The 24,514-nt window shown below is 68.6% G+C and carries 20 protein-coding genes; 6 read left to right on the plus strand and 14 right to left on the minus strand.

The annotated features are described in order from the left end of the window. Positions 1-73 precede the first annotated feature (73 nt). A complete protein-coding gene (locus tag N5J73_RS15085) occupies positions 74-1,126 on the plus strand; it encodes a DNA topoisomerase IB (RefSeq protein WP_049448291.1) in 1,053 nt (350 codons plus the stop codon). A gap of 65 nt (positions 1,127-1,191) precedes the next feature. On the opposite strand, the gene N5J73_RS15090 is transcribed toward N5J73_RS15085, so the two are convergent. Beyond that, positions 1,192-1,500: a hypothetical protein gene (locus tag N5J73_RS15090; protein WP_049448292.1), complete on the minus strand. Its 309-nt coding sequence runs from the start codon at positions 1,498-1,500 to the stop codon at positions 1,192-1,194. Positions 1,501-1,694: 194 nt separating this feature from the next. Between N5J73_RS15090 and N5J73_RS15095 the strand changes: the two genes are divergently transcribed. After that, a complete protein-coding gene (locus tag N5J73_RS15095; protein WP_049448294.1) occupies positions 1,695-2,819 on the plus strand; it encodes an SDR family oxidoreductase in 1,125 nt (374 codons plus the stop codon). A 33-nt stretch (positions 2,820-2,852) separates the two neighbouring features. On the opposite strand, the gene N5J73_RS15100 is transcribed toward N5J73_RS15095, so the two are convergent. Then, on the minus strand, positions 2,853-3,920 hold the full coding sequence (locus N5J73_RS15100; protein ID WP_049448295.1) for a serine hydrolase domain-containing protein: 1,068 nt from the start codon (positions 3,918-3,920) through the stop codon (positions 2,853-2,855). A gap of 189 nt (positions 3,921-4,109) precedes the next feature. On the opposite strand from N5J73_RS15100, the gene N5J73_RS15105 reads away from it, so the two are divergent. Continuing rightward, positions 4,110-4,496 carry a BlaI/MecI/CopY family transcriptional regulator gene (locus tag N5J73_RS15105; protein ID WP_049448297.1) on the plus strand — a complete coding sequence of 129 codons (387 nt, stop codon included), beginning with the start codon at positions 4,110-4,112 and terminating at the stop codon, positions 4,494-4,496. Between the two features lie 3 nt (positions 4,497-4,499). After that, the gene (locus N5J73_RS15110) at positions 4,500-6,482 is read left to right on the plus strand and encodes a M56 family metallopeptidase (RefSeq protein WP_049448298.1); all 1,983 of its coding nucleotides are present in this window, start codon (positions 4,500-4,502) and stop codon (positions 6,480-6,482) included. A 40-nt stretch (positions 6,483-6,522) separates the two neighbouring features. Here the strand turns inward: N5J73_RS15110 and N5J73_RS15115 are convergent, their stop codons facing one another. The 3 genes from N5J73_RS15115 to N5J73_RS15125 form a co-directional block, all read right to left on the minus strand. Next, positions 6,523-6,837: an I78 family peptidase inhibitor gene (locus N5J73_RS15115; protein ID WP_049448300.1), complete on the minus strand. Its 315-nt coding sequence runs from the start codon at positions 6,835-6,837 to the stop codon at positions 6,523-6,525. Positions 6,838-6,903: 66 nt separating this feature from the next. Beyond that, entirely contained in the window at positions 6,904-7,926 is a 1,023-nt protein-coding gene (locus tag N5J73_RS15120) for a ribonuclease H-like domain-containing protein (RefSeq protein WP_049448302.1), read from the minus strand. Continuing rightward, on the minus strand, positions 7,923-10,412 hold the full coding sequence (locus N5J73_RS15125; protein ID WP_049448304.1) for a DEAD/DEAH box helicase: 2,490 nt from the start codon (positions 10,410-10,412) through the stop codon (positions 7,923-7,925). The genes N5J73_RS15120 and N5J73_RS15125 overlap by 4 nt, the downstream gene beginning before the upstream one ends. 212 nt (positions 10,413-10,624) lie before the next feature. Here N5J73_RS15125 and N5J73_RS15130 point away from each other — a divergent pair, with 212 nt between their 5' ends. Continuing rightward, positions 10,625-11,143 carry a hypothetical protein gene (locus N5J73_RS15130; RefSeq protein ID WP_049448306.1) on the plus strand — a complete coding sequence of 173 codons (519 nt, stop codon included), beginning with the start codon at positions 10,625-10,627 and terminating at the stop codon, positions 11,141-11,143. Positions 11,144-11,183: 40 nt separating this feature from the next. Continuing rightward, the gene (locus N5J73_RS15135; RefSeq protein ID WP_049448309.1) at positions 11,184-11,858 is read left to right on the plus strand and encodes a hypothetical protein; all 675 of its coding nucleotides are present in this window, start codon (positions 11,184-11,186) and stop codon (positions 11,856-11,858) included. 99 nt (positions 11,859-11,957) lie between these two features. Here the strand turns inward: N5J73_RS15135 and N5J73_RS15140 are convergent, their stop codons facing one another. From N5J73_RS15140 to N5J73_RS15180, 9 genes are read right to left on the minus strand one after another with little or no spacing between them, the layout of a single operon-like run. Beyond that, complete coding sequence (locus N5J73_RS15140) at positions 11,958-13,766, minus strand: hypothetical protein (RefSeq protein WP_279941160.1); 1,809 nt, start codon at positions 13,764-13,766, stop codon at positions 11,958-11,960. Beyond that, positions 13,763-15,937, minus strand: a complete 2,175-nt coding sequence (locus tag N5J73_RS15145) for a hypothetical protein (RefSeq protein ID WP_049448312.1) — start codon at positions 15,935-15,937, stop codon at positions 13,763-13,765. Before N5J73_RS15145 ends, N5J73_RS15140 begins: the two co-directional genes overlap by 4 nt. Then, positions 15,934-17,055: a BatA domain-containing protein gene (locus tag N5J73_RS15150; RefSeq protein WP_049448314.1), complete on the minus strand. Its 1,122-nt coding sequence runs from the start codon at positions 17,053-17,055 to the stop codon at positions 15,934-15,936. Before N5J73_RS15150 ends, N5J73_RS15145 begins: the two co-directional genes overlap by 4 nt. Continuing rightward, a complete protein-coding gene (locus N5J73_RS15155) occupies positions 17,052-17,948 on the minus strand; it encodes a DUF58 domain-containing protein (RefSeq protein ID WP_049448315.1) in 897 nt (298 codons plus the stop codon). Before N5J73_RS15155 ends, N5J73_RS15150 begins: the two co-directional genes overlap by 4 nt. A gap of 7 nt (positions 17,949-17,955) precedes the next feature. Beyond that, positions 17,956-18,939, minus strand: coding sequence for a MoxR family ATPase (locus N5J73_RS15160; protein WP_049448317.1), 984 nt, complete (start codon positions 18,937-18,939; stop codon positions 17,956-17,958). Between the two features lie 16 nt (positions 18,940-18,955). After that, positions 18,956-19,663, minus strand: coding sequence for a DUF4159 domain-containing protein (locus N5J73_RS15165; RefSeq protein WP_049448319.1), 708 nt, complete (start codon positions 19,661-19,663; stop codon positions 18,956-18,958). Beyond that, on the minus strand, positions 19,663-20,997 hold the full coding sequence (locus N5J73_RS15170) for a TldD/PmbA family protein (RefSeq protein ID WP_049448321.1): 1,335 nt from the start codon (positions 20,995-20,997) through the stop codon (positions 19,663-19,665). The genes N5J73_RS15165 and N5J73_RS15170 overlap by 1 nt, the downstream gene beginning before the upstream one ends. 21 nt (positions 20,998-21,018) lie before the next feature. Beyond that, positions 21,019-22,653: a TldD/PmbA family protein gene (locus tag N5J73_RS15175; RefSeq protein WP_088480140.1), complete on the minus strand. Its 1,635-nt coding sequence runs from the start codon at positions 22,651-22,653 to the stop codon at positions 21,019-21,021. 30 nt (positions 22,654-22,683) lie between these two features. Beyond that, the gene (locus tag N5J73_RS15180; protein ID WP_049449239.1) at positions 22,684-24,315 is read right to left on the minus strand and encodes a TldD/PmbA family protein; all 1,632 of its coding nucleotides are present in this window, start codon (positions 24,313-24,315) and stop codon (positions 22,684-22,686) included. Positions 24,316-24,514 lie beyond the last annotated feature (199 nt).

Consider the following 24,514-nt stretch of genomic DNA (forward strand, 5'->3'; position numbering starts at 1 on the left):
GGCGAACCGGCCCTCACGTGTTTGTCTTGCGTTATCGACAGGATCACCGCGCCGCACCCGCGACACTCAGCGCATGCCAACGCCCTCCACCCCGGAACAACAGGCCGCGCGCGCCGCCGGCCTGCGCTATGTCGATGACACCCAACCCGGCTTCAGCCGTCGCCGCGCGGGCAAGGGGTTTGCCTACCGCGATGCCGAGGGACATGCCGTGCGCGAGGCGGCAACGCTGCAGCGCATCCGCGCCCTGGCGATTCCGCCGGCGTATACCGCGGTGTGGATCTGCGCCCACGCCAACGGCCATTTGCAGGCCACCGGCCGCGATGCACGCGGGCGCAAGCAGTACCGCTACCACCCCGACTGGGCCGCAGTGCGCGACGCCGGCAAGTTCGACCGGGTGATCGCCTTCGGCGAAGCACTGCCTGCGCTGCGGCGCCGGCTCAGCCGCGATCTCAAGCGCAGTGGCTTCCCCCGTGAGAAGGTGCTGGCGGTCGTGGTCGCGCTGCTGGCCGACACCCTGGTGCGGGTAGGCAACGAAACCTATGCCAAGGAAAACAAATCCTTTGGCCTGACCACGCTGCGCAACCGGCATCTGGATCTGCTGCGCGGCGGGCGCGTACGGATGCGCTTCCGCGGCAAATCCGGGCAGCTGCATGAAGTGACGGTAGGTGACCGCCGGCTGGGCACGCTGGTGCGCGGTGTGCAGCAGTTGCCGGGCCAGGCGTTGTTCCAGTACCGCGACGACGACGGTGTCGTCCAACCGGTCGACTCCGGTGCGGTCAACGATTACCTGCGCGAGGTGATGGGCGAGGATTTCACCGCCAAGGATTTCCGCACCTGGGGCGGCACCCTGGCCGCAGTGCAGGCGTTCGCCGCCACTGAGCTGCCCGAACCGGCCAGCCAGCGCGCGATGGCCAAGGTACAGCGCGAGGTGGTGTGCAAGGTGGCGACCCAGTTGGGCAATACGCCTGCGGTATGCCGCAAGGCCTATATCGACCCCTGCGTGTTCGCCGGCTGGGAGCGCGGCGAACTGGCGAAACTGGCCGGCCTGCGTGGGCCGCGCCAGTGGGAACAGGCCACGCTGAAGGTACTGCGCCGGGCGCGGCGGCTGGCCAAGCGCAGCGCCTGAGATGACGTCGGGCGCGCCTGCCCTGCCCGGCGGCACCCTGCAGCGTCGGGCTTGCTCGATGGCGGTTATCCGCAGTAGATCGCGGTGATGTTGTTGGTGCGTCCCTTTTCGATGGTCAGGCGGTCACCGCCTTCGCTGGCCGGTGGCACCCGCGGACCGTCATGGCGCAGCACCCTTACATGCAGGCTGTCGCTGTCCACCCGGGCGCGTGTGACGGTGGCATCCGAGGCGGCCAGGCCAAGTGCGCCGCGCACCATGTCGCTGTGGCACTGGCCGGAAATCACACCGTCGATCGGCTGTACCTGGGCCACCGGCGTGCTGCTGCAGGCGGCGAGGGCAACGCTGAGAGCGGCGGCGGCGATCGCATGTTTCATGGAGGCATTCCTCGTGTGGTTGCCTGCAGGGTGCGACGGCGCACGTGGTGGCGGAATGAATGCCGTGCACGCGGTGGGCACGGAGTGCTCACTGCCCCCGACAGCCCGGGCGGAGAGACTGCAGGTGCGGCGGATGCCGCCCCCGGTAGTGCCGGCCGCTGGCCGGCAACCCCAACCCTCCCGAGGAGACCTGCATGGCCACCACCAAGAAGACCCCCACCCGCCGCAAGGCATCGCCGAAGGTGCGCAAAGGCACCCAGGCCGCGCCAGCCGCCACCGAGACCACCGCATCCCAGCGCCCGCGCGTGGTGAAGACCGCCACCCGCAAGGCTGCCGCTTCCGATCCGCGCGCGGCCCGTGTGGCAGCGCGGCAGCGGCGCCTGCAGGACCAGGAGAAGGCCAAGGACGTGCGCGCGGCAAAAAAAGCAACGAAGACAACGAAGAAAACCGCAACCCAGGCCGGCACGCGCCGACAGCCGGAGGCGATGCCGGCGCAGCAGCTGGCCAAGCCGGGCCATGAGCACGCACTGGAACTGGCACCGCGCTTCCTGGCACCGGACTACGTCGGCAGCGGCAAGCTGCAGGGCATGCGCGCGATCGTCACCGGTGGTGATTCCGGCATCGGTCGCGCGGTAGCGGTGCTGTTTGCGCGCGAAGGCGCCGATGTGGCGGTACTCCACCTGGACGAAGCAGAGGATGCCGATATCACCCGCCAGCACGTGGAGCGCGAAGGCGGCCGCTGCGTGGTGATCGCCGGTGACGTGCGCGATCCGCGCTTCTGCAACAGGGCGGTGAAGCAAGTGGCCAAGGCGTTCGGCGGCATCGACATCCTGGTCAACAACGCCGCGTTCCAGCTGCATTGCGAGCGCCTGGAGGACCTGGAGGACGCGCACCTTCAGGAGACCCTTCAGACCAACATCGGCGGTTACATCCAGATGGCGCGTGCGGTGCTGCCGCATCTGGGCGAGGGCGCCAGCATCATCAACACCGGTTCGGAAACGGGAATCTTCGGCAGCAAGGCGCTGATCGACTACTCGGCCACCAAGGGCGCAATCCATGCGTTCACCAAGTCGCTCGCCAGCCAGCTGCTGCCACGTGGCATCCGGGTCAACTGCGTGGCGCCGGGACCGGTGTGGACGCCGCTGAACCCGGCCGACAAGAAGGCGGAGGACGTCGCTGAGTTCGGCAAGGACAGTGACATGGGCCGGCCCGCGCAGCCGGAAGAGCTCTCGCCCGCGTATGTATTCCTGGCCTCGCCGGCGTGTGCCAGTTACATCAGCGGGGTGATCCTGCCGGTGATGGGTGGGCCGCGGGGCTGAGCCGACGGTAGTGCCGGCCGCTGGCCGGCAGCCTCAGGGCACGGTCACCGCAGGCGCATAGAGATCGGCAATGCGCGGAATGAACTGCTGCGGATTGGCACCGACAAGATTGGTCAGCACCACCACCGCCACGCCGCGCTCGGGATAGACCACGAACGCCGAGCGCGCACCGCCGATACCGGCCACCTGAAGGTCGGGCGATGCGCGCAGCACCGGCCAGCCACCCGCCCACGGGCCGGCACGGCCATCGACCAGGCGCTCCGCGCTCCACATCCGCCGCAGGGCCGTCTCCGGTAGCAGGCGGCCTTCGGTCAGCGCGACCAGCCAGCGCGCGGTGTCGTCGGCGGTGGTGAGGATGCCGCCACCTGCCCACAGCGAAGGCGGTATGTCGTAGAACCAGTGCGACAGGCGGGACGGTGCATCCGCAGCGTCGGTGGCACGTGGGGCCAGGCTGTACATCGTCGCCGCATCCGGAATCAGGTCGTAGCTGTCGCCGAAGGTGGTGCGGGCCATGCGCGCGCTGCTGAACTGGCCGGTGGCGAGGAAACGTTCGTAGGGCATGCCGGATTGCTTCGCGATGATTCGTGCCAGCAGTACGTAGTTGGTCTGGTTGTAGGCGAAGCGCTGCCCGGGCTCGGCTTCGACCGGCTGCGCAGTGACGGCCGCCCACGCCTGCGCTTCTGAGCCAGCGCCCAACAGCCCGTTCGCATCAAGGATGTCCGGAAGGCCGGAGGTATGCGCCAGCAGCTGGTGTACGCGTACGTCTCTCCACGCTGGTGGAAGATCATCCAGGTAGCGCGAGGCCGGCGCGTCCAGATCCAATCGCCCCTCCTGCGCCAACTGCGCGGCGGCCACGCCGGTGAATGCCTTGGTGGCCGAGTTGAGCGGGAAGCGGGTGTCGCGCGAGGCAAGCACACCATTCTCGACATTGGCCAGGCCATAGGCTTCGGACAGCACGATCTGCCCTTGCTTGACCACCGCGACCTGCAACCCGGGGATGCGCTGCTCCAGCATGATCTGGCGGATCAGGCGGCGGGTCTGGTCGTTGGCCTGGTCCTGGCTGGCAGAGATGGCGGTGAAGGGCAGGGCACTGATGAGCATGAGTACGACTCGAAGCGTTGGGCGGAACATGCGGAATTCCTGCAGGGCGTCCGGATCGGATGCAGCCGGTGCGCCAAAGGTTTAAGCGCTCGGCGCCCCTACCGTTCGTCGGCCCATGACTTCCGGGGGGTTGACTACAGTTGTCGTCAAGCTGACAGTGACGACACGTGTAGTCAAGGGAGTGGTGTCATGCGTGGCAAGACCATCGGGGACCAGGAACTGGCCCTGCTGCAGTACATCGATGAACATGCGCCGGCCACGGTCGGTGAGGTCGCCAGTGGCTACGGCGAGGCCCGTGGCCTGGCCCGCTCCACCGTGCTGACGATGATGGAGCGGCTGCGGGCCAAGGGGTATCTTCAGCGCCAGCAGCAGGACGGCGTCTACCGCTACCAGGCCACCCGTGGCCCGGAAAGCGTGCTGCAGGGGGCCGTGGCCCAGTTCATCGACAACACCCTCCAGGGCTCGGTGTCGCCGTTCGTGGCCTACCTGTCGCAGCGCCAGCAGGTCAGCGACAACGAGCTGGCCGAGCTGGAAGCGCTGGTCGCCCAACTCCAATCGCGTCGCCACGAGGGCTGAGCCATGGACACCACGATGCTGATCCCGATGCTGGAACGGTTGGGCTGGACCAGCCTGCAGACCGTGCTGCTGGTGGCGCTGGTCTACGTGCTGTGCCGCGCGCTGCCGACACTGTCGGCGGCTACCCGCTGCCGCCTGTGGTGGCTGGTCTCGCTGCAGGCCGTGCTCGGCCTGTTCTGGAGCCAGCCGTTGCAGTTGGCCTGGCTGCCGGCACCGCAGGCAGTGGCGATGACCGCCACTGACGTTGCCGCTGATCTGGTCTACCCACTGGCGCCGGAAGCCTCGGCGCAGCTGCTGGCGACAATGCCGATGACTGCACCGGACGTGCCGGCAGTGGCGTGGTGGGCCGTCGCGCTGGCTGCGCTATGGGCATCGGGCGTGCTGCTGATGGCCCTGCGCACTTTCGGTGAGTGGCGTCGCTGCCGGGCGCTGCTGGCCGCCGCCTATCCCTGCGAGGACGAGGCGCTGGTGCAGGCCCTGCAGCTGGCCTCCGACGCACACGGCGTGCGCCCTGCACCGCGGCTGTGGATGAGCACGCAGGTGGACTCGCCGCAGCTGGTCGGGCCGTTCCGCCCGGTGCTGCTGCTGCCGGCCGGCGACAACGCCCTGCAGGGCGATGCGCTGGACCTGGCACTGACCCACGAACTGCAGCACCTGCAGCGTCGCGACCTGCAGTGGGGCCTGCTGCCCGCACTGGCGCAGCACCTGTTCTTCTTCCATCCGCTGCTGCGCCTGTCGGTGCGCGAATACGCCCAGGCCCGGGAGGAAGCGGTGGATGCGGCGGTGGTCGGCCAGCATGGCGCGAGCCGCCAGGCCTATGGCCGCCTGCTGCTGCAGCTGGGCGTGGCCCCGCAGCCGCACCTGGGTGTGGCCAGTGCCGCACCGAGCACCACCAGCCTCAAGCGTCGCCTGCTCTCGCTGCAGTCGCGCCGGTCCTGCCCGCGCCTGTTGGCGGTGGCCCTGACGGCCATCGTGGTGGTGGTGGGCGTGGCACCGATGCGGCTGGTCGCAGCGCCAGTGCCGCCGGCGCCGCCCGCGCCTCCTGCGGCACCGACCGCCGTGGTGCCCGCGCCGCCGAAGGCTCCGCCTGCACCCCCGTCGTCCGCGCATGTGCCGACCGTGCCGGTGGCGCCGGCGCCGCCCGCCGAACCGGCCGATGTGGAAGAACCGTCCGGTCCTGACGATGCCGACGTGGCCTACGTCGACGATGCCGCTGGCAGGGATGAGGACCATGACGGCACGACGTCCACCACCACGTCCATCACCACCTACGGTCGCCTCGATCTGGGCAAGTCGCCCCGGGAGGCCTACGTGCTGGTCGATGGTGATTCGACCTTCGCCAACGGTGGCATCGACGACGTTACGGTGGCCCGCAGGCAGCTCGGCAAGGGCCCGGCGCTGTGGTTCCGCCAGGGCGACAAGCGCTATGTGGTGCGCGACCCGATGCTGATCCAATCCCTGCAGCGTGCCTACAGCGGCGCCGCAGACCTGGGGCGCCAGCAGAGCGAACTGGGCCGCCAGCAGAGCGCGTTGGGTCGCCAGCAGGGCGAACTCGGCAAGCAGATGGGTGAGATGGGGCGTCTGCAGGGCGAGGAGTCACGCCGCATCGCACTGGCCGCCGCCGAGGTAGCGCGCAGCGCGATGGCCGCCCACGACATCAACCGTGAGGCGGCTGCGGAAGCGGCGAAGGCTGCGCGCGGTGCAACCAGCGACGTGGCCGTTGCGCGTGAGGCCGCCCGCGAGGCCGTCGCCGAGGCACGTCGTGCGATGCAGGAAGCCCGCAGCGAGGCCGCGCAGTCCGGCCGCACCCGTGACATGCAGCGTCTGGCCAGCCAGCAGTCTGAACTGGCCAGCCGCCAGGCGGCACTGGGCAGCAAGCAGGCCGCGCTGGGCGAGCGCCAGGCACGCGTGCATGCGCAGGCATCGCAGCAGGCACAGCAGGTGATCGCGCGCGCGCTGGCCAGCGGCAAGGCCGAGCAACTCTGATCGGTAGTGCCGGCCAGTAGCCGGCACTACCTTGGGTCGATCAACCGCAGCTGGCGCGCTCGATCCGGTTCTGCGCGTCCACCTGCACGGTCACGCGGTCCTGGCGGAAGTCCATGGTCACTGCCATGCCCGGCTTGACCACCCGAGCACCGCGCGCGCCGCTGTCGGCCACCAGCTTCTTGATCGTGGCTTCGTCGGCAGTCTTGCCGGTGAAGGCGTCCAGCGCTTCCGGCCTGCATTCGTGCACGGTCTCGGCCACGGGCGCCGGTGCGGGATCATGGGTGGTGCTGCTGCCGGCATGACTGCAGGCGGCCAAGGGCAGGATGGCGAGCAGGGCCAGGGGATTGAGGCGCATCGTCGGGCTCCAGGCATGGATGGTGGCGGCAGTGTCACCGCTGCCGCCGTCAGGCCGCGTCAACGCCTACGGCCCGACCAGTGCCAGCGTCTCGCGCTCGCGTTGCTCCTCGCGTACCAGCCGTTGCAGCAGCAGGGCCAGGGTCACTACGTCCTGGTGGTTGTGGTCAGCGACCCGGCGCAGATTCACGGCGTCGCCGCCACGCAGGAAGCGCAGCCATGCGCCCGGAGCCTCCGAGCCCGGCAGGTCGTCCTCGCGCACCACGCGCAGCAGCTGGCGTTCGATGGTGGACAGCTTGCAGTTCTCCCACGTGCCGCGATAGCGGCGGCGGGTCGGATAGAGCAGGTCGACGTGATCCAGTGCGGTGATCGGGCAACGCTGGCGGGCCAGCCGATAGCGCGCCTTCAGCAGGGGCGCATCGTAGCTGCGGCCGTTGTAGCTGCAGAACACGGTGGACGGCTGCAGCCAGCTGGCGAAGGTGGCGAGCATCGCGTCCTCGGCGGCCATCGTCGACATCAGCAGTTGGCGGATGCGCAGGCCTTCGCCGCGCTGCGGGCACACATGCCAGTCGGCGGCGCCGATCATGAAGGCGCGGGTGCCGGTACCGCCGGCCAGGCCGGTGGTTTCGGTATCGAAGAACAGCAGGTCGCGCGCGGCCACGTGCTGGCCTTCGCGCTTGGCGAAGGCCAATGACAGCGGGGCGGTCGGGATCGGTTGCGGCTGCAGCGACTCGATCAGGAACAGGCCTGGCGCGATCTCCTCGCCGGGCAGCTGGCGATCCTGTGCACTGGCGCGTGCCGGCGCGGCTCCACCGCGCGAACGCAGGCCGAGCAGGCGATGCAGGCTGCCCACTTCCGGCCGCCGCAGCGGTGCGGATGCCGGTGCGGGGGCTGCAGCGCCGGTCGGCTTGTGGCGGATTTCCTGTTCGACCCAGGCGAACACCGAACGCTCGGCCGAAGGTTGCCGCGCATCGTTGGCGGCCACGGGTGGCAGTGGCGCAGGGGGCACGTCCGGCGCGGCCGGTGTGCTTGCCTTCGGGTCGCCGGCCTGCCTGCGCAGCAGGCGCAGCTTGTCCAGGCTCAGGCTCACGGTGCCATCAGCTCCATCGGCTCGCGCGTGGTCACCACCACGTCGCGCACGTGCTGGCAGGCCTCTGCATCGAACAGGTCCAGCACGCGCAGCGCCAGCGCGCGCGGCGAGGTCTCATCTTCCTCCTGTGCGGCCAGCACCGGGCCCACGCAGGCCGGGCAGCCGGCCTTGCAGTCGCAGCGCTGCACCAGTTCGCGCGCGCGCTGCACGAGTTCGGCCTGGCGCTGCCACAACGGCTCGCTGAGACCGACGCCACCGGGGAAGTTGTCGTACAGGTACACGGTGGGCACGAATTCCTGCAGCAGCTCCACCACACCGGGATCACCCTCGCTGCCACGCAGCTGGCCACGGCCGCTCTGGTCGGCGATCGCGAACCAGGAACCATCGCCGTTACCCACCGACTTCTGCAGGTCGCGCGCATCGGCCATCACCGCCACGGTGGCGACGATGTGCAGCGCATACGCCGCACCGAGGAAGCCGTCCAGCGCATCCTGCTTGCTGGCGAACGCGCGCAGCAGCAGCGCCTGCGGCAGCTGCCACCACACCGCAGTGGTGTGCAGTTCCTGGTCGGGCAGGTTCACCGGCCCGTAGCCGATGTTCTCGTGGGTGTAGTAGCGGATCTTCTTGTAGCCCGCCACGCGGCGTACCACGTGCACTTCGCCATGGTGTGAATCACCCCGGCCGGCCACGCCGCCATCGAAACGGTCCAGCACCTTGAGCTTGGTGAAGTCGATGCTGTCGGTGTAGTAATCCACATGGGTGCGGGTGACGTAGGCCTTGCGGCCGTCCCAGTCCAGCGTCTCCACCTGGTACGGCGTGGACTGCACCATGTGGATGGCGCCTTCGTACAGGGTGAGCGCGGCGGCCGAATAGTCGACCTCGGCGATGATCTGCTGGCGGCCATCGCTGCGGTCGACCACCACGAAGTTGCCGTCGGCCACCGCGCGCAGGCTGACCGCGTTGGCCGGATAGCTGTCGGCGATCCATTCCCAGCGTTCGCCCTCGCGGTGGATCACTTCGCTTTCGGCCAGCGCTTCCAGGAACACTTCCGGATCGATCGGGCCGAAGCCATCGCCGACCCGGAACGGCAGCTCGAAGGCCGCGCAGCGGATATGGTCGAACAGGATCAGCGGCTGGTCCGGCGCGATGCGCGCGTGCTCGGGCGAGGCCTCGGCGAAGAAGTCCGGGTGGCGAACCACATACTGGTCCAGCGGCTGCGAGCTGGCCACCATCACTCCCAGTGCGGGTTGCTGGCGGCGGCCGGCGCGGCCGAAGCGCTGCCAGGTGGCGGCCACGCTGCCGGGGTAGCCGTTGAGGATGACCACGTCCAGGCTGCCGATATCCACGCCCAGTTCCAGTGCCGACGTGCTGACGATGCCGTCGATGTTGCCGGCACGCATCGCGCGCTCGGTCTCGCGCCGCTCGGTGGGCAGGTAGCCACCGCGGTAGGCGCGGATGCGCGGCGGTTTGCGCGGGTCGTGGTCGAAGATGTCCTTCAGGTACTTGGTCAGCACTTCCACCATCAAACGTGTCTGCGCGAACACCAGGGTCTTCAGCCCGGACTTGATCGCGATGCGGGCGATGCGGTTGCTCTGCGAGCGTGCCGAGGCGCGCAGGCCCAGGTCCGGATTGATCACCGGAGGGTTCCACAGCAGCACCTGCTTCGGCCCGCTGGGCGCACCGGATTCGGTGATGGCGGTAACCGGCGCCTCGATCAGCGCCTCGGCATGCGCCTGCGGGTTGCCGATGGTGGCCGAGCACAGGATGAACTGCGGTTGCACGCCGTAGAACGCGCAGATGCGCTTGAGCCGGCGCAGCACGTTGGTGACGTGGCTGCCGAACACGCCGCGGTAGGTATGCACTTCGTCGATGACGATGTAGCGCAGGTTCTCGAAGAACTGCGCCCATTTGGTGTGATGCGGCAGGATCGCCTGGTGCAGCATGTCCGGGTTGGACACCACGATATCGCCGTGCAGGCGGATCGCCTGGCGCGCATCGCCGGGGGTGTCGCCGTCGAAGGTGAAGGCCTTTACGCCCAGGTCACCGGCACGGTTGAGTTCCAGCAGCTCGGCCACCTGGTCCTGGGCCAGCGCCTTGGTCGGGAACAGGTACAGCGCCTTGGCCTTGTCCTGCATCGCCGCGCTGACCACCGGCAGGGTGTAGCACAGCGACTTGCCGCTGGCGGTGGGGGTGACGATGGCCACGTGCTCGCCGCGCTGGCTGGCCTCCCAGGCCTCGGCCTGGTGGCTGTAGAGCTGCTCGATGCCACGCGCCTTCAGCGCGGCGGCCAGGGCCGGCGGTACCGACCCGGGAATGGGCGCATAGCGGCCTTCGCGGCCGGGAATGGCAAAGCTGCCGGTGATGCGGTCCTGGTAGCGGCGCTGCAGGCGCGCGCTGAGCAGGGCGCCGTCGCGGGCGGGCAGGCCATCGCGGGTGGCGAGCTTCTGCTCGGCATCGGCGGTGCGCTTGGCGAGTTCGTAAGCCATGGAAGATGGAGCCGGGACGGATTGCGAGGGGTCACATGGCACCACACTCACGTCTCAGGATGTGAGACACCGTACACGGCGGGCGTGAACCGTTCAGTGCTCGCGTCCCGTGGCGTCGCCGCATCTCCCTTGGCTGAACAGTTGCCGCTGCAGCAACGAAATCTGAAGCCGGCATCCGTATCCTTGGGCGCTGGACGCAACCAACAGGGTGGATGGCTGTGGCACGACGTGGAACGCAGGAAGCACTCCTGGCCGGCATGCTGCTGGCCGGCATCGCGCAGGCGCAGCAGGCCGCGCCGGTGGCAGTGCCCGATCCTGCACCCGTTCCCCCTGCTGATGCCCCGGCGGCAACCACCGCGCCGATTTCCACCACCCTGCCGCAGGACAATGTCACCACCCTCGGCGAAGTGCGTGCGCTCAAGCCCGACGACGAGCCGCTGGACCTGTATCGCTTCAAGAATCCGGTGAAGTTCGGTGACAACCGCTTCAGCCGCGACTGGAGCGAACCGCCATCGCCGGAGCAGGTCAGCATGGGCGGCGGCTACATCATGATGGGCGTGGTCAAGGGGGTCATGGCGGCCGCCAAGGGCGTCAACAAACTCACCGGCGGACCGGCGCAGATCCAGGCCGCCGTGGCGCGGCCGCCGCCGGAGCTCAGTGCCGAACAGCGGCAGCGCGCGCTGCGGTTCTCCCAGGAGCAGGATGCCGGCGATGCACCGCCGGTGAAGTAGCCCGGTATATCCTGCCGGCTCCCCCACCAATAGTGCTGCCATGTTCCTGCGTTTGATCTGCCTGATGGCCACATTGCTGCCGGTGTCCGCCTTCGCGGACGGCATCGCCGGCGGTGGTGCCTGCCGCAATGGTGCGTTCCCCTCCGAACAAAGCCAGTTCGCACTGGCGCGGGTGGTCGATGCACCCCGTCTGTACCTGCTTGGCGACATGGACGGCTGCCCGGCCAAGGGCGAACCGGCCTGCCGACAGCGCAGCTATGTGGTCAACGGCGATACCGTGGTGACGGGGCGTGATCTCGGCCGCTACCGCTGCGCGTTCTTCCCGAACAAGGTGGGTGGCAGTGCCGGTTGGGTCGACCGCAGCAAGCTGCAGCCATTGCCGGTGGCTGTGCCAACGCTGCAGGATTGGGCGGGGGAGTGGAAGGATGGCGACAACGGCCTGAAGATCCGCGTGCAGGGCGGGCAACTGCATGTGGAGGGGGACGCCTACTGGCCCTCCGCCAACCCCACGCCGGAGCAGCGTCCCTATGGACCCAATATGGGCCAGGTGGAAGCGCGCGCGGCGCCGCGTGGCGCCGACGTCGAGTTCGTCGAGGACACCTGCAAGGTCCGCGTGCATTCGCTGGGTGCGGTGCTGATCGTGGCCGACAACAGCGAATGCGGTGGCATGAACGTGCGCTTCAACGGCGTGTACCGACGCGCGGGCAAGCGCTGACCCCGCGGAAAGGCGCCAACCAAGGTTGGCATCTACCAGGGCAACCGGGCAGTAGGTCCACGCCATGCGTGGATGCTGCCCGCGATCCAATCGATGCGGTCAGCGCCGTCGCTCCAGCCACCACAGCAGTGATGCGCACAACACGAACGCCAGCCACCACGGCCAGCGTGAGCCTGCCACGGGTTGCATCACCGACGCATTCGCCGATGTACTGGAGGCCAACGCCCGCGTGGTCGCATCGATCATCGCCTGTCGATGCAGCGCAGATGCATCCTTTGGGTCGAACACATAGCGCCAGACAACGCTGTCGCCATGCTGCAGGCGCTGCCAGCCCGCTTCACGCGGCCACCAGCCGGCGCAGCGCAGCGCCGACGTCGCTCCATCGACAATCAGGGGTACATCGTCGCCACGCTTGCTGAAGACCTGCAGGGGCGCCTGCGCGCCGCACAGCGACTGCCGTTCTCCGGCCCAGGCAATCACTTGTGGTGACCACAGCGCATCACCGCTGCCCTGCGCGCGTGCCAGCGTGGCAACCACGTCGCTCCACAGTTCGCCGTGGCGGTCATCGCGGCCGGCCAGCACCCAGCGCCAGCTGTCGGTCAGCGGCAGCAGCCCGATGCGTCCGTTGCCGACCGCGCGCCAGCCGCCGACGGCCTTGCCGCCCCGATCGTGCAGCAGTGCGTTGCTGCCCGGCGCCTGCAACGCCAGTGCTTCCAGCGAAGGCAGCGCGGCACTGTGCGAGCTGCGGTCGGCCTCTTCGCCGTAGCCGGTCGGCAACGTGCCGGCGGCAAGCGGGCCACGTCGTGCGGCGAGGATCGCGCTTTCGCCATCGCTGGGAAGTTCAAGGGTGTGGCTGCTGCCATCGCCCTGCACGGGCAGGCCCAGATCGCGGAGGCGCTGGCGCGCACCGGCCGAAGGCGCGCCCGCACTGCGTACCAGCACACCCAGTCCATCGCGAAGTGCCTGGCGCACGGTGGCCAGCTGGCCTGCACTCAATGCCGCGAGGCTGCGCTCGTCCAGCAGCAGCAGTTCGCTGCGCGTGAGCGATGCTGCATCAATCGACACCGCGCCATCGCCAATGCTGAGTCCGGCCCCGGTATCCGCCTGCACCTGCACACGGATGCCGGCATCGGTCGCCCAGCGGCGCAGGTACTTCAGTTCGGGCCCCGGCGCGCTGGCGCGCACCAGCAGGCGCAGCGGTGCGGCCGGCAGGGTCTGCTGCGGCACCGGTACGCTGTCCACCACATGGCCGTCGGTATCGAGCAGGCGCAGCTGGAACACGCTGCGGCCTTCGGCGCGGGCGATGCCACTCAGCTGCACGCGGCCGTCGTCGGCAACGTCCGTGCGATCGACTACGCTGTCGGCCGGGTCGAGCAGTTCGGCCTTCGCCTTGGCCGCGCCACGCGCCTGAGCCTGCACATCGAAGCGGGCACCGGGTGCGACATCGGCCGGTGGTTGCAGCGCGATCCAGCCGCGCGGCTCCGGTGCGGCCTGCCAACGTACATCCGGCGGCAGCACCGCGTCGCGGTCACGTGCGGCCAGGCCCGCACCGACCAGCGTCAGCGTGGCGGCCGGATGCTGGCGCAGCGCGGTGGCCAGGTCGGGAACGCGCTGTGCGCCGGGCACATCGGCAGCTTCCGGCAACAGCAACAGCGGGCCTTCGCTGGCCGGGAGCGCGCCGGCCTTGCCCGCATCGACGCCAAGCACGACCAGCCCGCCTGCGGGTTGCTGGTGGGTGGGCGGCACCAGGCAGAAGTACAGCAGCGTGGCGACGATGATCTGCAGTGCGATCACGCTCCACCGGCGGCCAGGGTGCGCGGTGCGTCCACGCAGCTGGCGCACGCTGGCGATGACCACCGCCAGAGCGAGTGCCAGCGCAATCCACAGGTTCAGGCTGGAGGCGTTCATGGCTGCCCCTCCAGCGCATCGAGGTAGCGCTGGCCCATTGCATCGGCAGCACTGCGCCGCATCGCCTGCGGCAGCGGACGCTGCAGCGCCCGCCACAGCTGCGCGCGCAGGCGCTGGCGACAGTCGCTGCAGTCGGGCTCGATGCGCAGCTGCTCGATGGCCGCAGCCAGATCCAATGCATCAGGCAGGTAGGCTGCATTGCGCTGCTGCCAGGCCGCAAGCGCATCGAGATCCGGTGCGCCGTTGTCATCACCCAGGCGCTGCCAGGATTCAACGATGGCCGGATCGGGCGGGGTGCGCGCGGCCAGCGGCAGTTCGCGACTGGCCAGTCCAGCGCGATCACCGCCGAGGCGACGGCCTTCATCGATCGGTGGCAGCTCCGGCCCGACCCGGGCCAGGTAGATGCGCTCGGCCTGCTGCACCTGCTTGATCAAGCCCAGCGCCTTGTAGGCAAAAGGCAATGCCTGCTCCGGACGGCCCTGGCGCAGCTCGCCTTCGGCCGACCACATCTGGTCCAGCGCGGCCTTCAGCGTGGCACGGGTCTGCGGATCGAGCAGGGTGGCCGCCTCGGCGTGGTCATGGGTGTGGCCGTACTCCGACAGCACATCGGTGGCGCTGCCGAACACCGGTGGCGTATCGGCATTGGCCGGCTTGCCGCCGTGGTCGTGGCCATGCGCGTCGTGCGCGCCTGCATCGGCGCCATGGTCGTGATCGTGCTCGTCGTCATGGTCGTGGTCGTCTGCGGCCGGCGTATCGCTGGTGGGCAGGTCACTGGTCGGCGGTGGCTTCGGCGCACCTTCGCTTTCCTCGCCCAGGAACTGGCCGTAGCGCAGGCGCAGGATGCGCTGGTCGACACCGATCGCATCGCTGCGCTTCACGAAGTCCTCGGCGGCCAGGCTGCGTCGCTGCCGGATCAACGCTTCGGCATCGATGATGATCTGCCGCTGGCTGCGGAAGTACGCAGGCAGGGTCTTCTTGATGCGGCCCTCGAGCTCTGCACCGAGCGCGACTTCGGCGCTGGGCAGGCGCAGGATCACGCTGCTGCTGCGCCCGGTCTGCGGCGTGGGTGCATGATTGTCGCGCACCTCCAGCTGGGCGATCACATCGTTGCCGGGCTGCGCGCCCAGCGCAGCCAGATCAAGGGTGTGGGCGAAACGCCGCTCGGTGGCTTCGCCGCTGCCGGCAAGCGTGACGCTGCGCTTCACGAAGGTGATGTTCTCGCCGCTGCCCTGGGTGGTGGTGATCGACAGCGTGGCCTGCGCCGCGACACCGTAATCGTCGCTGGCCTCGAAGCGCAGTGCCCACTGTCGTTGCGCCGGCGTGCCCAGCACCAGGCTGGCCGTGGGCTCCAGTACGCGCACGCTGGGTGCACGGTCGGCCACCACATCCAGCCGATGCAGACGGGTCTCTGCCAGTGCCGGTTCGCTCACCACGCGGTACAGCACCGGCGTGCGTGCAATGTCCTGTGCCTGCCACTGTCCTTCGTGTTCGCTCAGTGGCAACCGACGACCGTCGTGGAACTGCAGCCATGCCTTGTCCGGTGCGCGGTCGAAACGCAGCGACCAGGACAGCCGGCTGTCGGCGGCGACCTTGGCGTCCAGCGCATTCTGGGTAAGCGTGGCCTGGCCGGTATAGGCCGGCGCGTCGATGCGCAGGCGGGTGGACTGCAGGCGCAGCGGGCCTGCGGCAGCAGTGCTGCCGGGCGCCGACGTGCGGGTAGGCGCGGAACCGGGGTTCGAACGTGGCCAGCCCAGTGCCAGCACAACAATGGCCAGCCCTGCGATCCAACACAGCGCCAATGCACCACGTGGCCAGCGCGGACGCAGCTCCGGCATCGCGCGTTCCAGCGTGGCCAGCACATGCGCACGCTGGCGCTGCTGCAGCGGATTGAGCGTGGCGGCATCGGCGAACAGCAGATCGGCGCTGTCCTCGCTGGCACCGCTGCCATCAAGGTGGCGTTGCAGCCACTGCCGGTCCAGTTGGCGGGCATGCGCAGTGGCGAAGCCCGCACACGCGAGCAGGCTGATCGTACCGACGACGCAGGCGATATCGAAACCTGCCAGACGCAGGGCCAGCACCGCCGCAGCCAGCGCCCATGGCAGGCCCAGCAGCAGGGTGATGAGCGCACGGCGGCGGCGCGCACGTTGCCAGGCGTGCTGCAAGGTATTCATGCGCCCACCCTGCGGCGGGCGCTGCTGGCCATCCAGCGTTCCAGCGCGAACAGCAGCACGATGGCCAGCAACAGCCAAGGCGTCGGCTCACGCAGCGGTGGTGTTGCAGCAGGCAATGTGGCCCGCTGCGGTGCCTGGTCACGTGCATCGCCCAGGCGCGGAGCCGTGGGCGGCTGCAGCGTCAGCAGCAGGGCACGCGGCATGCGCGGATCGCGCAGCGCGGCGTTGCTGGCGGCATTCCAGTCGCCCGGCAGCGACAGCAGATAGCCGTGGCCGATGCGTTGCTGCCACAGCAGCGGTGTGCCCTCGGCATCGCGCAGCAGGATGCTGGCACTGGCAGCAGGCTTGCCGGCAGTCATGACACGACCGCCGTCACGCAGCCACGCCTGCCAGGTCGCCGGCAGTGCATCGCTGCGGCTCCACACGCCGATCTCGCCGCGTTCGGGCAGGGCATCTGCCGGCAGCGGAGCGAGCGGTGCCTGCACGCCCCACGCGCGCTGCAGCGCGTTCAACCAGCGCTGGGTAGTCGCGGATGCTTCGCCGTGCACGCGTAACCGGGGCGGAGTTGCTGCAGTCTGCGGCGGGGTGACCGGTATCGGCTGCGTGTGCCACTGCACGTCGCGCGAAAGCTGCAGGCGGGCACCATCCAGGCCGGGCAGGGGATCGGGAACGTGCACGACCAACGTGGTGCCCGCGGGAAGCTGTGCGTCCAGTTCGCGCAACAGGCTGGGCAGGGAGGCGCTGGCTGCAGGAGGCGCCTGTTCGATGGCGGGGAAGCCAGGTGCCAGCCAGTGCCAGTTGCGGTCCGCAGCGGTACCACGCAGTGCAGCAGCGTCCAGCCCAGGGGCCACCACCGTCCACGCATCGGAGGCGGGAGAGGGGCCGGTCAACGCAGGTCGTGCCAGCAGCAGGGCCAGTGCGGCCAGCAACAGCAGGCGCACCAGCAGCAACGGCCAGTCATCGAAGCGGATGCGCTGGCGCGGCCGGATCTGTGCGTGCAGCCAGCGCAGCGCGGCGAAATCCAGCGGCGTGTACGGATGGCGCCGGGCCAGATGGATCAGCAGCGGCAGCAGCCATGCGGCGAGCGCGGCCAGGCCGAGCGGGAACAGCAGGGTCATGCACCGCCCCCACGGCCGAACAGCGCCTGCAGTGCCTGGTCCAACGGTTGGTCGAGCCAGCCGGTGGCACTGGCGATGCCACTGGACCGCAGGCGCGCATGCAACGCGCTGCGTGCGTCAGCGAAGCGCTGCAGGTAGTCGGCGCGGATCGCCGCGCCGTCGCCCAACAGTTCCTCGCCGGTCTCCGGATCGCGGAAGCGGTGGCCGGCGTCGAACGGGAAGTCGCGCTCGTCGGCGGTGAGGATCTGCAGCAGTGCCACCTCGCGGCGCGCGCTGGCCAGCTGTTCCAGCAGCACAATGCCGGCTTCGTCGAAGCCGTCGCCGATCGCCAGCAGCAGGTCGCCCGGGCGCACGCGTTCCCACAGGGGACGCAGGCGATCGGCCGCAGGCCAGCCACCGCGTGCCTGCAGGGCATGCAGTTGCAGATGCACGCGATCACGCTGGCGTGCGCCGTTCGCTGCGGGCACCAGCTGCAGTCCATCGCCATTGATCGCCAGCAGGCCGAAACGGTCGCCCTGCTGCAGGGCCAGCTCCACCGCGCACGCGGCCACGCCGCGCATATGATCCAGGCGCGTGCGCTGCGGTACCGCGCGATCCGCCTGGTTGGCCGAAGCGGTGGCGTCCAGCAGCAGCCAGACCGTGATCGGGCTTTCGCGTTCGGACTCGCGCACGAAGAAGCGATCCGAGCGGGCGTACAGCTTCCAGTCGATCTGGCGCAGTTCGTCCCCGGGCTCGTAGGCACGGTACTGGGCGAATTCGAGGCCGGCACCGCGGCTGCGGCTGGCGTGCTGGCCGATGCCACTGGCGCCGCTGGCCAGGCGCGGCCGCAACCGCAGCAGGCGCAGGCGCGCACGCAGTTCCGGTGGCAAGGTCAGCGGGGTACCGGCGCTCACGCGTGAATCAACCCGGGAACGGCACGGCCTGCAGCAGGGCGGCGACCACGTCGTCGGCACGCTTCTGCTCGGCCTCGGCGGCGAACGACAGCAGCAGGCGATGGCGCATCACCGGCGCGGCCAGTGCCTGCACATCCTCGCGGGTGGCGGCGAACCGGCCCTGCAGCAGCGCACGGGCCTTCGCGGCCAGCACCAGCGACTGCCCGGCACGCGGGCCGGCGCCCCATTTCACCCATTGGTTGATGGCGGCCGGCGCGCCGTCGCCCGGACGGCTGGCGCGTACCAGGCGGGTGATCCAGGCCAGCACATCGGGGCTGACGTGCACCTGGCGCACCGCGGCCTGGAGTGCGATGACCGCTTCGGCATCCATCACCTTCGGCACCGCGTCGGTGGCGCCGCCGGTGGTCTGCTCCAGGATCTGCCGCTCTTCGTCCTCGCTGGGGTAATCCACCAGCACGTGCAGCAGGAAGCGGTCCAGCTGCGCTTCCGGCAGCGGGTAAGTGCCCGCCTGCTCGATCGGGTTCTGCGTGGCCAGCACGAAGAACGGCGCCGGCAGTGCATAGGTGGTGCCGGCGTAACTGACCGTGCGCTCCTGCATCGCTTCCAGCAGTGCGGCCTGGGTCTTGGGCGGGGTGCGGTTGAGTTCGTCGGCCAGCAGCAGGTGGGTGAAGATCGGGCCCTGCTGGAAACGGAAATGGCGATGGCCGGTGCCGTGGTCTTCTTCCAGCAGCTCGGTGCCGAGGATGTCGCTGGGCATCAGGTCCGGGGTGAACTGCACGCGCCGGAACTGCAGTTCCAGCGCCTGGCCCAGGGAGCGCACCAGCAGGGTCTTGCCGAGCCCGGGCGCACCTTCCAGCAGGCAATGGCCGCCGGCCAGCAGGCCGATCAGCAGCTGCTCGACCACGGTGTTCTGGCCAACCACCGCGCGTGCGAGCGCAGCGCGCAGATCGTGCAGGCGCGGCAGCAGGGAATCGAGGTCGGGGGAGGTCATGGGCGTGCAGGTCCTATCAATTGTTCAACGCGTACATCACGATGTTGACGCCGAAGCGGGTGTTGTCTTCGGCCAGGAAGCGCTTGTTGCGCCAGTCGTAGTCCCACTCGCAGCCGTAGTCCTTGTTGCTGTAGAGCAGCCCCAGGCGGCCATCGACCTCGATACCCTTCAGGTAGTCGTGCACCAGGTCGTCGCCCCAGCCGTTGAGTTCGAAGCTGGTGGCGGGCGGGCCATCGGGGAAGCGGAAGAAGCTGCGGTACAGCGGGTGGCTGTTGGGCAGCTTCTGTAGTGCCCTGGGACCGAACAGGCGGCCCATCTGCGCCTCGAACGAGGTGGCGAACAGGCCGTCGATATCGTGGTTGCAGTCGTCGACGAAGACGAAGCCGCCATTGCGCACATAGCGCACGAAGTTCTGCCGCTCGGCGGCGTTGAACTCCACCAGCGTGTGCCCGGCCAGGTAGCAGAACGGCGCTTCCAGCATGCGCGGGTCGGCCAGCGCCACCACGTGTTCCTGCGGGTCCACGCGCAGCGAGGTGTAGTCGATCAGCGAGGTGATCAGGTTGGACGGCATGCGCGCGTCCACGTCCCAGTCACCGGAGTCGTACTGCAGGCGAGTGAACCAGAAGTCGTAGCGCGAACTGCGCGGGCCTGCCTGCGCGAAGGCCGGCAGCGCCGCCGCCGAAGCGGCAGCGGCCAACCAGCGCAGGCACGCCCGGCGATCCATCAGACCGCGTCGGACAACGAGGTGAAGGTGAAATCGCGCAGCTTCATCGGCGGGATCATCATCACGTAGCTGGATTCATCGCCGGCCACGCGCACCGGCTTGCCCAGCTCTTCGATGTTGTTGAGCATGATCACCGGCGACTCGTTGAAGCGGAAGTTCTTCACCGGGTGCTTGATCTGGCCGTTCTCGATGTAGAAGGTGCCGTCGCGGGTGAGGCCGGTCAGCAGCACGGTCTGCGGGTCGACCATGCGGATGTACCAGGTACGGGTGACCAGGATGCCCTTCTGGGTGCCGCGTACCAGCTCGGCGGTGCTTTTGTCGCCACCGCTCATCAGCAGGTTGCCCGGCGTGGCCTTGGCGGTCTTGCCCTGCTTCTGCGCCCAGAAGCGCGAGTAGTCGAGGTTGGCGATCCTGCCGTTCTCGATGATCGCCATGCGTTCGCGCGGCATGCCTTCGTTGTCCCACGGCAGCACCGGTGCATCCGGATGCCAGGGGTCGGCAATCATGGTCACGCGCGGGTCGTAGACCTGCTCGCCCAGCTTGTTGCCGCCGCCCTTCTTCGACAGGAAGCTGCGGCCTTCATCGGCCGAGCGTGCGCTGAAGAAGTTCATCATGAAGCTGATCAGGCCGGCGGCCGCGGCGGGCTCCAGGATGACCGTGTACTTGCCCGGCTCCAGCGCCTTGGCTTCGGCCGATTCGGTGGCCTTGCGCATGGCGATGCGGATGTCCTGGTCGGCCTTGAAGTCCGCCGCATCCTTCAGGTTGCGGCCGACCCAGCCCGAACCGCGGCCATCTTCGGTACGCACGGTGCAGGTGTAATCGAAGTTGGTGGTGCGCTGGTAGGCGAAGTTGCCGTTGCTGTTGGCGGTGGCCTGGAAGCCCTGGCCGTCTTCAAGGAAACCGGCGGCGATCAGGCCGTGGCCACGGCACGGGGCGATCGAATCGGCGGCGACCTTGGCACGGAAGGCTGGATCGATGGCAGCGGTGGATTCGCTGAAGGTCGGGCTGGCGCGGTAGCTCTGCTTGCCGATGGCCGGCATGAACTCCGGGTTCTCCGGGGCCAGGCGTGCCAGGTCTTCAGCACGGCGCACCACGCGTTCCAGCGCTGCGTCGTCAAACTCGTTGATCGAGGCCGTGCCGACGCGCTTGCCGAAGGCGACGGTGACCGCCAGTTCGGTGTTGTCGACGATGCCACTGGTGGAAACGTTGTTCAGGGCGAAACGGATGTTGCCGTTGATCGAACCCGCCAGCACGGCGGTGCATTCGTCGGCCTTGGACAGGGCAATGACCTTGTCGAGGATGGCCTTGGCCTGGGCTTCGGTGAAGATACTCATGGTGTAAGGGCTCCTGACCGATCAGCCGAGGCTGCGTGCGGTGTTGATGACGTTGATGCCGTTGAAGCGCGCGGTGGACGAACCGTGCGAGACCGCCGAGACCTGGCCCGGCTGGCCCTTGCCGTCGAAGAACGAACCGCCGAGGCGGTAGTCACGCTCGTCGGCCACGGCGGTGCAGGCATTCCAGAACTCCGGCGTGCGGATCTGGTAGGCCACGTCTTCCAGCATGCGGGTGATCTGACCGTTCTTGATCTCGTAGAACAGCTGGCCGCCGAACTGCGCGTTGTAGCGCTGCTGGTCGATCGAGAACGAACCGTCACCGATGATGTAGATGCCGTTCTCCACGTCCTTGATCAGGTCGGGCACGCTCAGCGGCTTCTTGCCCGGTGCCATCGACACGTTGGCCATGCGCTGGAACTGCACGCTGGACCACGAGTCGGCATAGCAGCAGCCGTCGGACTCGGTCTTGCCGAGGATGTGGGCCTGGTCGCGGATGGTCTGGTAGTCCACCAGCTTGCCGTTGCTGATCAGGTCCCAGCGCTTGCACTTCACGCCTTCATCGTCGTACGCCACCGCGCCGAGGCTGCCCGGCTGGGTCTTGTCGGCGAAGATGTTGACCAGCTCGCTGCCGTACTGGAAATGCTGTTCGCGCTTGTCCAGGGTGGCGAAGCTGGTGCCGGCGTAGTTGGCTTCGTAGCCGAGCACGCGGTCCAGTTCCAGCGGGTGGCCGATCGACTCGTGGATGGTCAGCCAGGTGTGCGACGGGTCGAGCACCAGATCGTACTTGCCCGGCTTCACCGACGGTGCCTTCAGCTTCTCCTGCGCCTGCTTGGCAGCGGCGATGGCGTCTTCCTTCATGTTGTAGGAAGAGCTGTAGTTGACCACGCCATTCGGGCTGACCACCTTGCCGGCAGCTGCGCCGTCCAGATACTCGTAGCCCAGGCCCATCGGCGAGGACAGGCCTTCGCGGGTACGGAACTTGCCGCTGGACTTGTCGATGGCGGTGATCGTCATCGGTGCCCAGATGCGGTGCACGTCCTGGTCGATGTAGGAGCCATCGGTGGAGGCGAAGTACTTCTGCTCGTTGACCAGGAACAGCATCGAGTTGACGAAGCTGGCGCCGGCGCCCATCGCCGCGGCGTTGACGTCCAGCAGCAGGCCCACCTTGTCCTTGATCGGCACCTCCATCGCATTCTTGCGGATCGGCGTGCGCCAGCTCACCTCGCCCACGCCCGGCGCCTTGGCCAGCTGCACCGGTGCGGTCTGCACGCCGGCATTGGCCTTGGCGATCGCTGCGGCCTGCTGCGCGGCCCGGGCCACATCGGCCGTACCCAGCGCATTGGTGGCGGCAAAGCCCCAGGCACCGTTGACGATCACGCGGATGCCAACACCGGTGGACTCGGTGTTCACCACGTTCTGCACCTTGTCCTCGCGGGTGATCACGAACTGCCGCAGGTAGCGGCCGATACGCACGTCGCAGTAGGTGGCGCCGGCCTGGCGGGCGGCGGCCAGCGCCGCATCGGCCAGCCGCTTCTTCAGCCCCAGGTCCAGCGTGCTCTGCAGCTGCTCGGCGGCGATCGCCTTGCCGAAGAAGGAGGGCACGATCAGCCCGCCCGCGGTAAGCCCGGTCAGGGCCAGGAAGTCACGTCTTTGCAAGGCTGCTCTCCATGTCGAAGGATGGGTGGCTCAAGCGCCGAGACTGCGCGCGGTGTTGATGATGTTGATGCCGTTGAAGCGGGTGGTGGACGAACCGTGCGAGACCGCCGAGACTTGGCCGGGCTGGCCCTTGCCGTCGAAGAACGAACCACCCAGGCGGAAGTCACGTTCGTCGCAGATGGCAGTGCACGCGTTCCAGAACTCCGGCGTGCGGATCTGGTAGGCCGCGTCCTCGACCATGCCGGCGATCTTTCCGTCCTTGATCTGGTAATACAGCTGGCCGCCGAACTGCGCGTTGTAGCGCTGCTGGTCGATCGAATACGACCCCCGGCCGTGGATGTAGATGCCGTTCTCCACGTCCTTGATCATGTCCTCGACGCTGAGCGGCTGCTTGCCCGGCGCCAGCGAGACATTGGCCATGCGCTGGAACTGCACGCTGGACCAGGAATCGGCGTAACTGCAGCCATGCGATGCATCGCGGCCGAGGATATGGGCTTCATCGCGGGTGGCCTGGTAGTCGACCAGGATGCCGTCGCGCACCAGGTCCCAGCGCTGGGTCTTCACCCCTTCGTCGTCGTAGCCGACCGCACCGAGGCTGCCGGGCTGGGTCTTGTCGGCGAAGAAGGTGACGATGTCGCTGCCCCAGCGGAAACCGGCATCGCGCTTGTCCAGGGTGGCGAAGCTGGTGCCGGCGTAGTTGGCTTCGTAGCCGAGCACGCGGTCCAGCTCCAGCGGGTGACCAACGTTCTCGTGGATGGTCAGGAACAGGTTGGACGGGTCCAGCACCAGGTCGTACTTGCCGGGCTTCACCGACGGCGCCTTCAGTTTCTCGCGCGCGTGGCGGGCGGCGGCGATGGCGTCCTCGACCGGGTCGTAGGAGTCGCGGTAGGCGGTGATGCCACCGGGCAGATGCACCTTGCCGCGCGCATCGCCATCAAGGAATTCATAGCCCATGCCCATCGGCGAGGACAGGCCGGCGCGGGTGCGGAACTTGCCGCTGGCCTTGTCGATGGCAGTGGCGGTGAATGGCAGCCAGATGCGATGGATGTCCTGGTCGATGAACGAGCCGTCGCTGGAGGCGAAGTACTTCTGTTCGTTGACCAGGAACAGGGTGGAATTGATGTAGTCGGCGCCCGCATTCAGCGCGGCGGCATTGAGCGCCAACAGCAGCTCGACCTTGTCCTGGATCGGCACCGCCATCGCGTTCCTGCGCACCGGCGTCTGCCAGCGCACCTCACCCACCGACGGCGTTGGCGCCAGCTGTACTGGCCGGGTCTGGATGCCGGCGTTGGCGCGGGCGATGGCCGCCGCCTGCTCGACCGCAGCGCGCACGGCGGCTTCGGTCTGCTGATGGGTTGCAGCGAAGCCCCAGGCGCCGTTGACGATCACCCGCACGCCCACGCCGGACGATTCGCGGTTGGTCACATTGCCGACCTGGTGTTCGCGGGTGATGACCGACTGGTTGAGGTAGCGGCCAATGCGCACATCGCAGTAGCTGGCCTTGGCCGTGCGTGCGGCGGCGAGCGCTACGTCCGCCAGGCGCCTGCGCTGGACGGTATCGACCGGGGCGAGCAGCTGCTCGGCGGCGATGGCACGGGAATGCGGCAGCAGCAGGCCCGCCAGGCCCAGACCGGAAAAAGCCAGGAACTCACGTCGTTGCACAGCGTTTCTCTCTCTCGCTTGCGTGCGGTTGGCAACGGGCCGGACCGATCACGTCAACTTCTCGACTTTCGCCAGCGCGGCGCGTCCGGGCAAGTGACTGCAGTCATGGTTGGTGGTGTTTCGGCAGGGCTTGCAGCCCTGCACCTGCTCAATGCAACGGCAACGGCCAAAGCCAGAGCCAGAGCCAGAGCCAGAGCGG

This window comes from Stenotrophomonas sp. GD03654 (genome assembly GCF_029845105.1).
Lineage (GTDB): Bacteria > Pseudomonadota > Gammaproteobacteria > Xanthomonadales > Xanthomonadaceae > Stenotrophomonas > Stenotrophomonas africana.

What these genes read in the sequence shown, in the direction of transcription:
- N5J73_RS15130 (WP_049448306.1), top strand. Translation starts at nt 10,625, where the DNA reads ATGGCTGTGGCACGACGTGGAACGCAGGAAGCACTCCTGGCCGGCATG.
- N5J73_RS15090 (WP_049448292.1), bottom strand. Translation starts at nt 1,500, where the DNA reads ATGAAACATGCGATCGCCGCCGCCGCTCTCAGCGTTGCCCTCGCCGCC.
- N5J73_RS15140 (WP_279941160.1), bottom strand. Translation starts at nt 13,766, where the DNA reads ATGAACGCCTCCAGCCTGAACCTGTGGATTGCGCTGGCACTCGCTCTG.
- N5J73_RS15115 (WP_049448300.1), bottom strand. Translation starts at nt 6,837, where the DNA reads ATGCGCCTCAATCCCCTGGCCCTGCTCGCCATCCTGCCCTTGGCCGCC.
- N5J73_RS15110 (WP_049448298.1), top strand. Translation starts at nt 4,500, where the DNA reads ATGGACACCACGATGCTGATCCCGATGCTGGAACGGTTGGGCTGGACC.
- N5J73_RS15145 (WP_049448312.1), bottom strand. Translation starts at nt 15,937, where the DNA reads ATGAATACCTTGCAGCACGCCTGGCAACGTGCGCGCCGCCGCCGTGCG.
- N5J73_RS15095 (WP_049448294.1), top strand. Translation starts at nt 1,695, where the DNA reads ATGGCCACCACCAAGAAGACCCCCACCCGCCGCAAGGCATCGCCGAAG.
- N5J73_RS15160 (WP_049448317.1), bottom strand. Translation starts at nt 18,939, where the DNA reads ATGACCTCCCCCGACCTCGATTCCCTGCTGCCGCGCCTGCACGATCTG.
- N5J73_RS15170 (WP_049448321.1), bottom strand. Translation starts at nt 20,997, where the DNA reads ATGAGTATCTTCACCGAAGCCCAGGCCAAGGCCATCCTCGACAAGGTC.
- N5J73_RS15150 (WP_049448314.1), bottom strand. Translation starts at nt 17,055, where the DNA reads ATGACCCTGCTGTTCCCGCTCGGCCTGGCCGCGCTCGCCGCATGGCTG.
- N5J73_RS15165 (WP_049448319.1), bottom strand. Translation starts at nt 19,663, where the DNA reads ATGGATCGCCGGGCGTGCCTGCGCTGGTTGGCCGCTGCCGCTTCGGCG.
- N5J73_RS15125 (WP_049448304.1), bottom strand. Translation starts at nt 10,412, where the DNA reads ATGGCTTACGAACTCGCCAAGCGCACCGCCGATGCCGAGCAGAAGCTC.
- N5J73_RS15135 (WP_049448309.1), top strand. Translation starts at nt 11,184, where the DNA reads ATGTTCCTGCGTTTGATCTGCCTGATGGCCACATTGCTGCCGGTGTCC.
- N5J73_RS15085 (WP_049448291.1), top strand. Translation starts at nt 74, where the DNA reads ATGCCAACGCCCTCCACCCCGGAACAACAGGCCGCGCGCGCCGCCGGC.
- N5J73_RS15105 (WP_049448297.1), top strand. Translation starts at nt 4,110, where the DNA reads ATGCGTGGCAAGACCATCGGGGACCAGGAACTGGCCCTGCTGCAGTAC.
- N5J73_RS15100 (WP_049448295.1), bottom strand. Translation starts at nt 3,920, where the DNA reads ATGCTCATCAGTGCCCTGCCCTTCACCGCCATCTCTGCCAGCCAGGAC.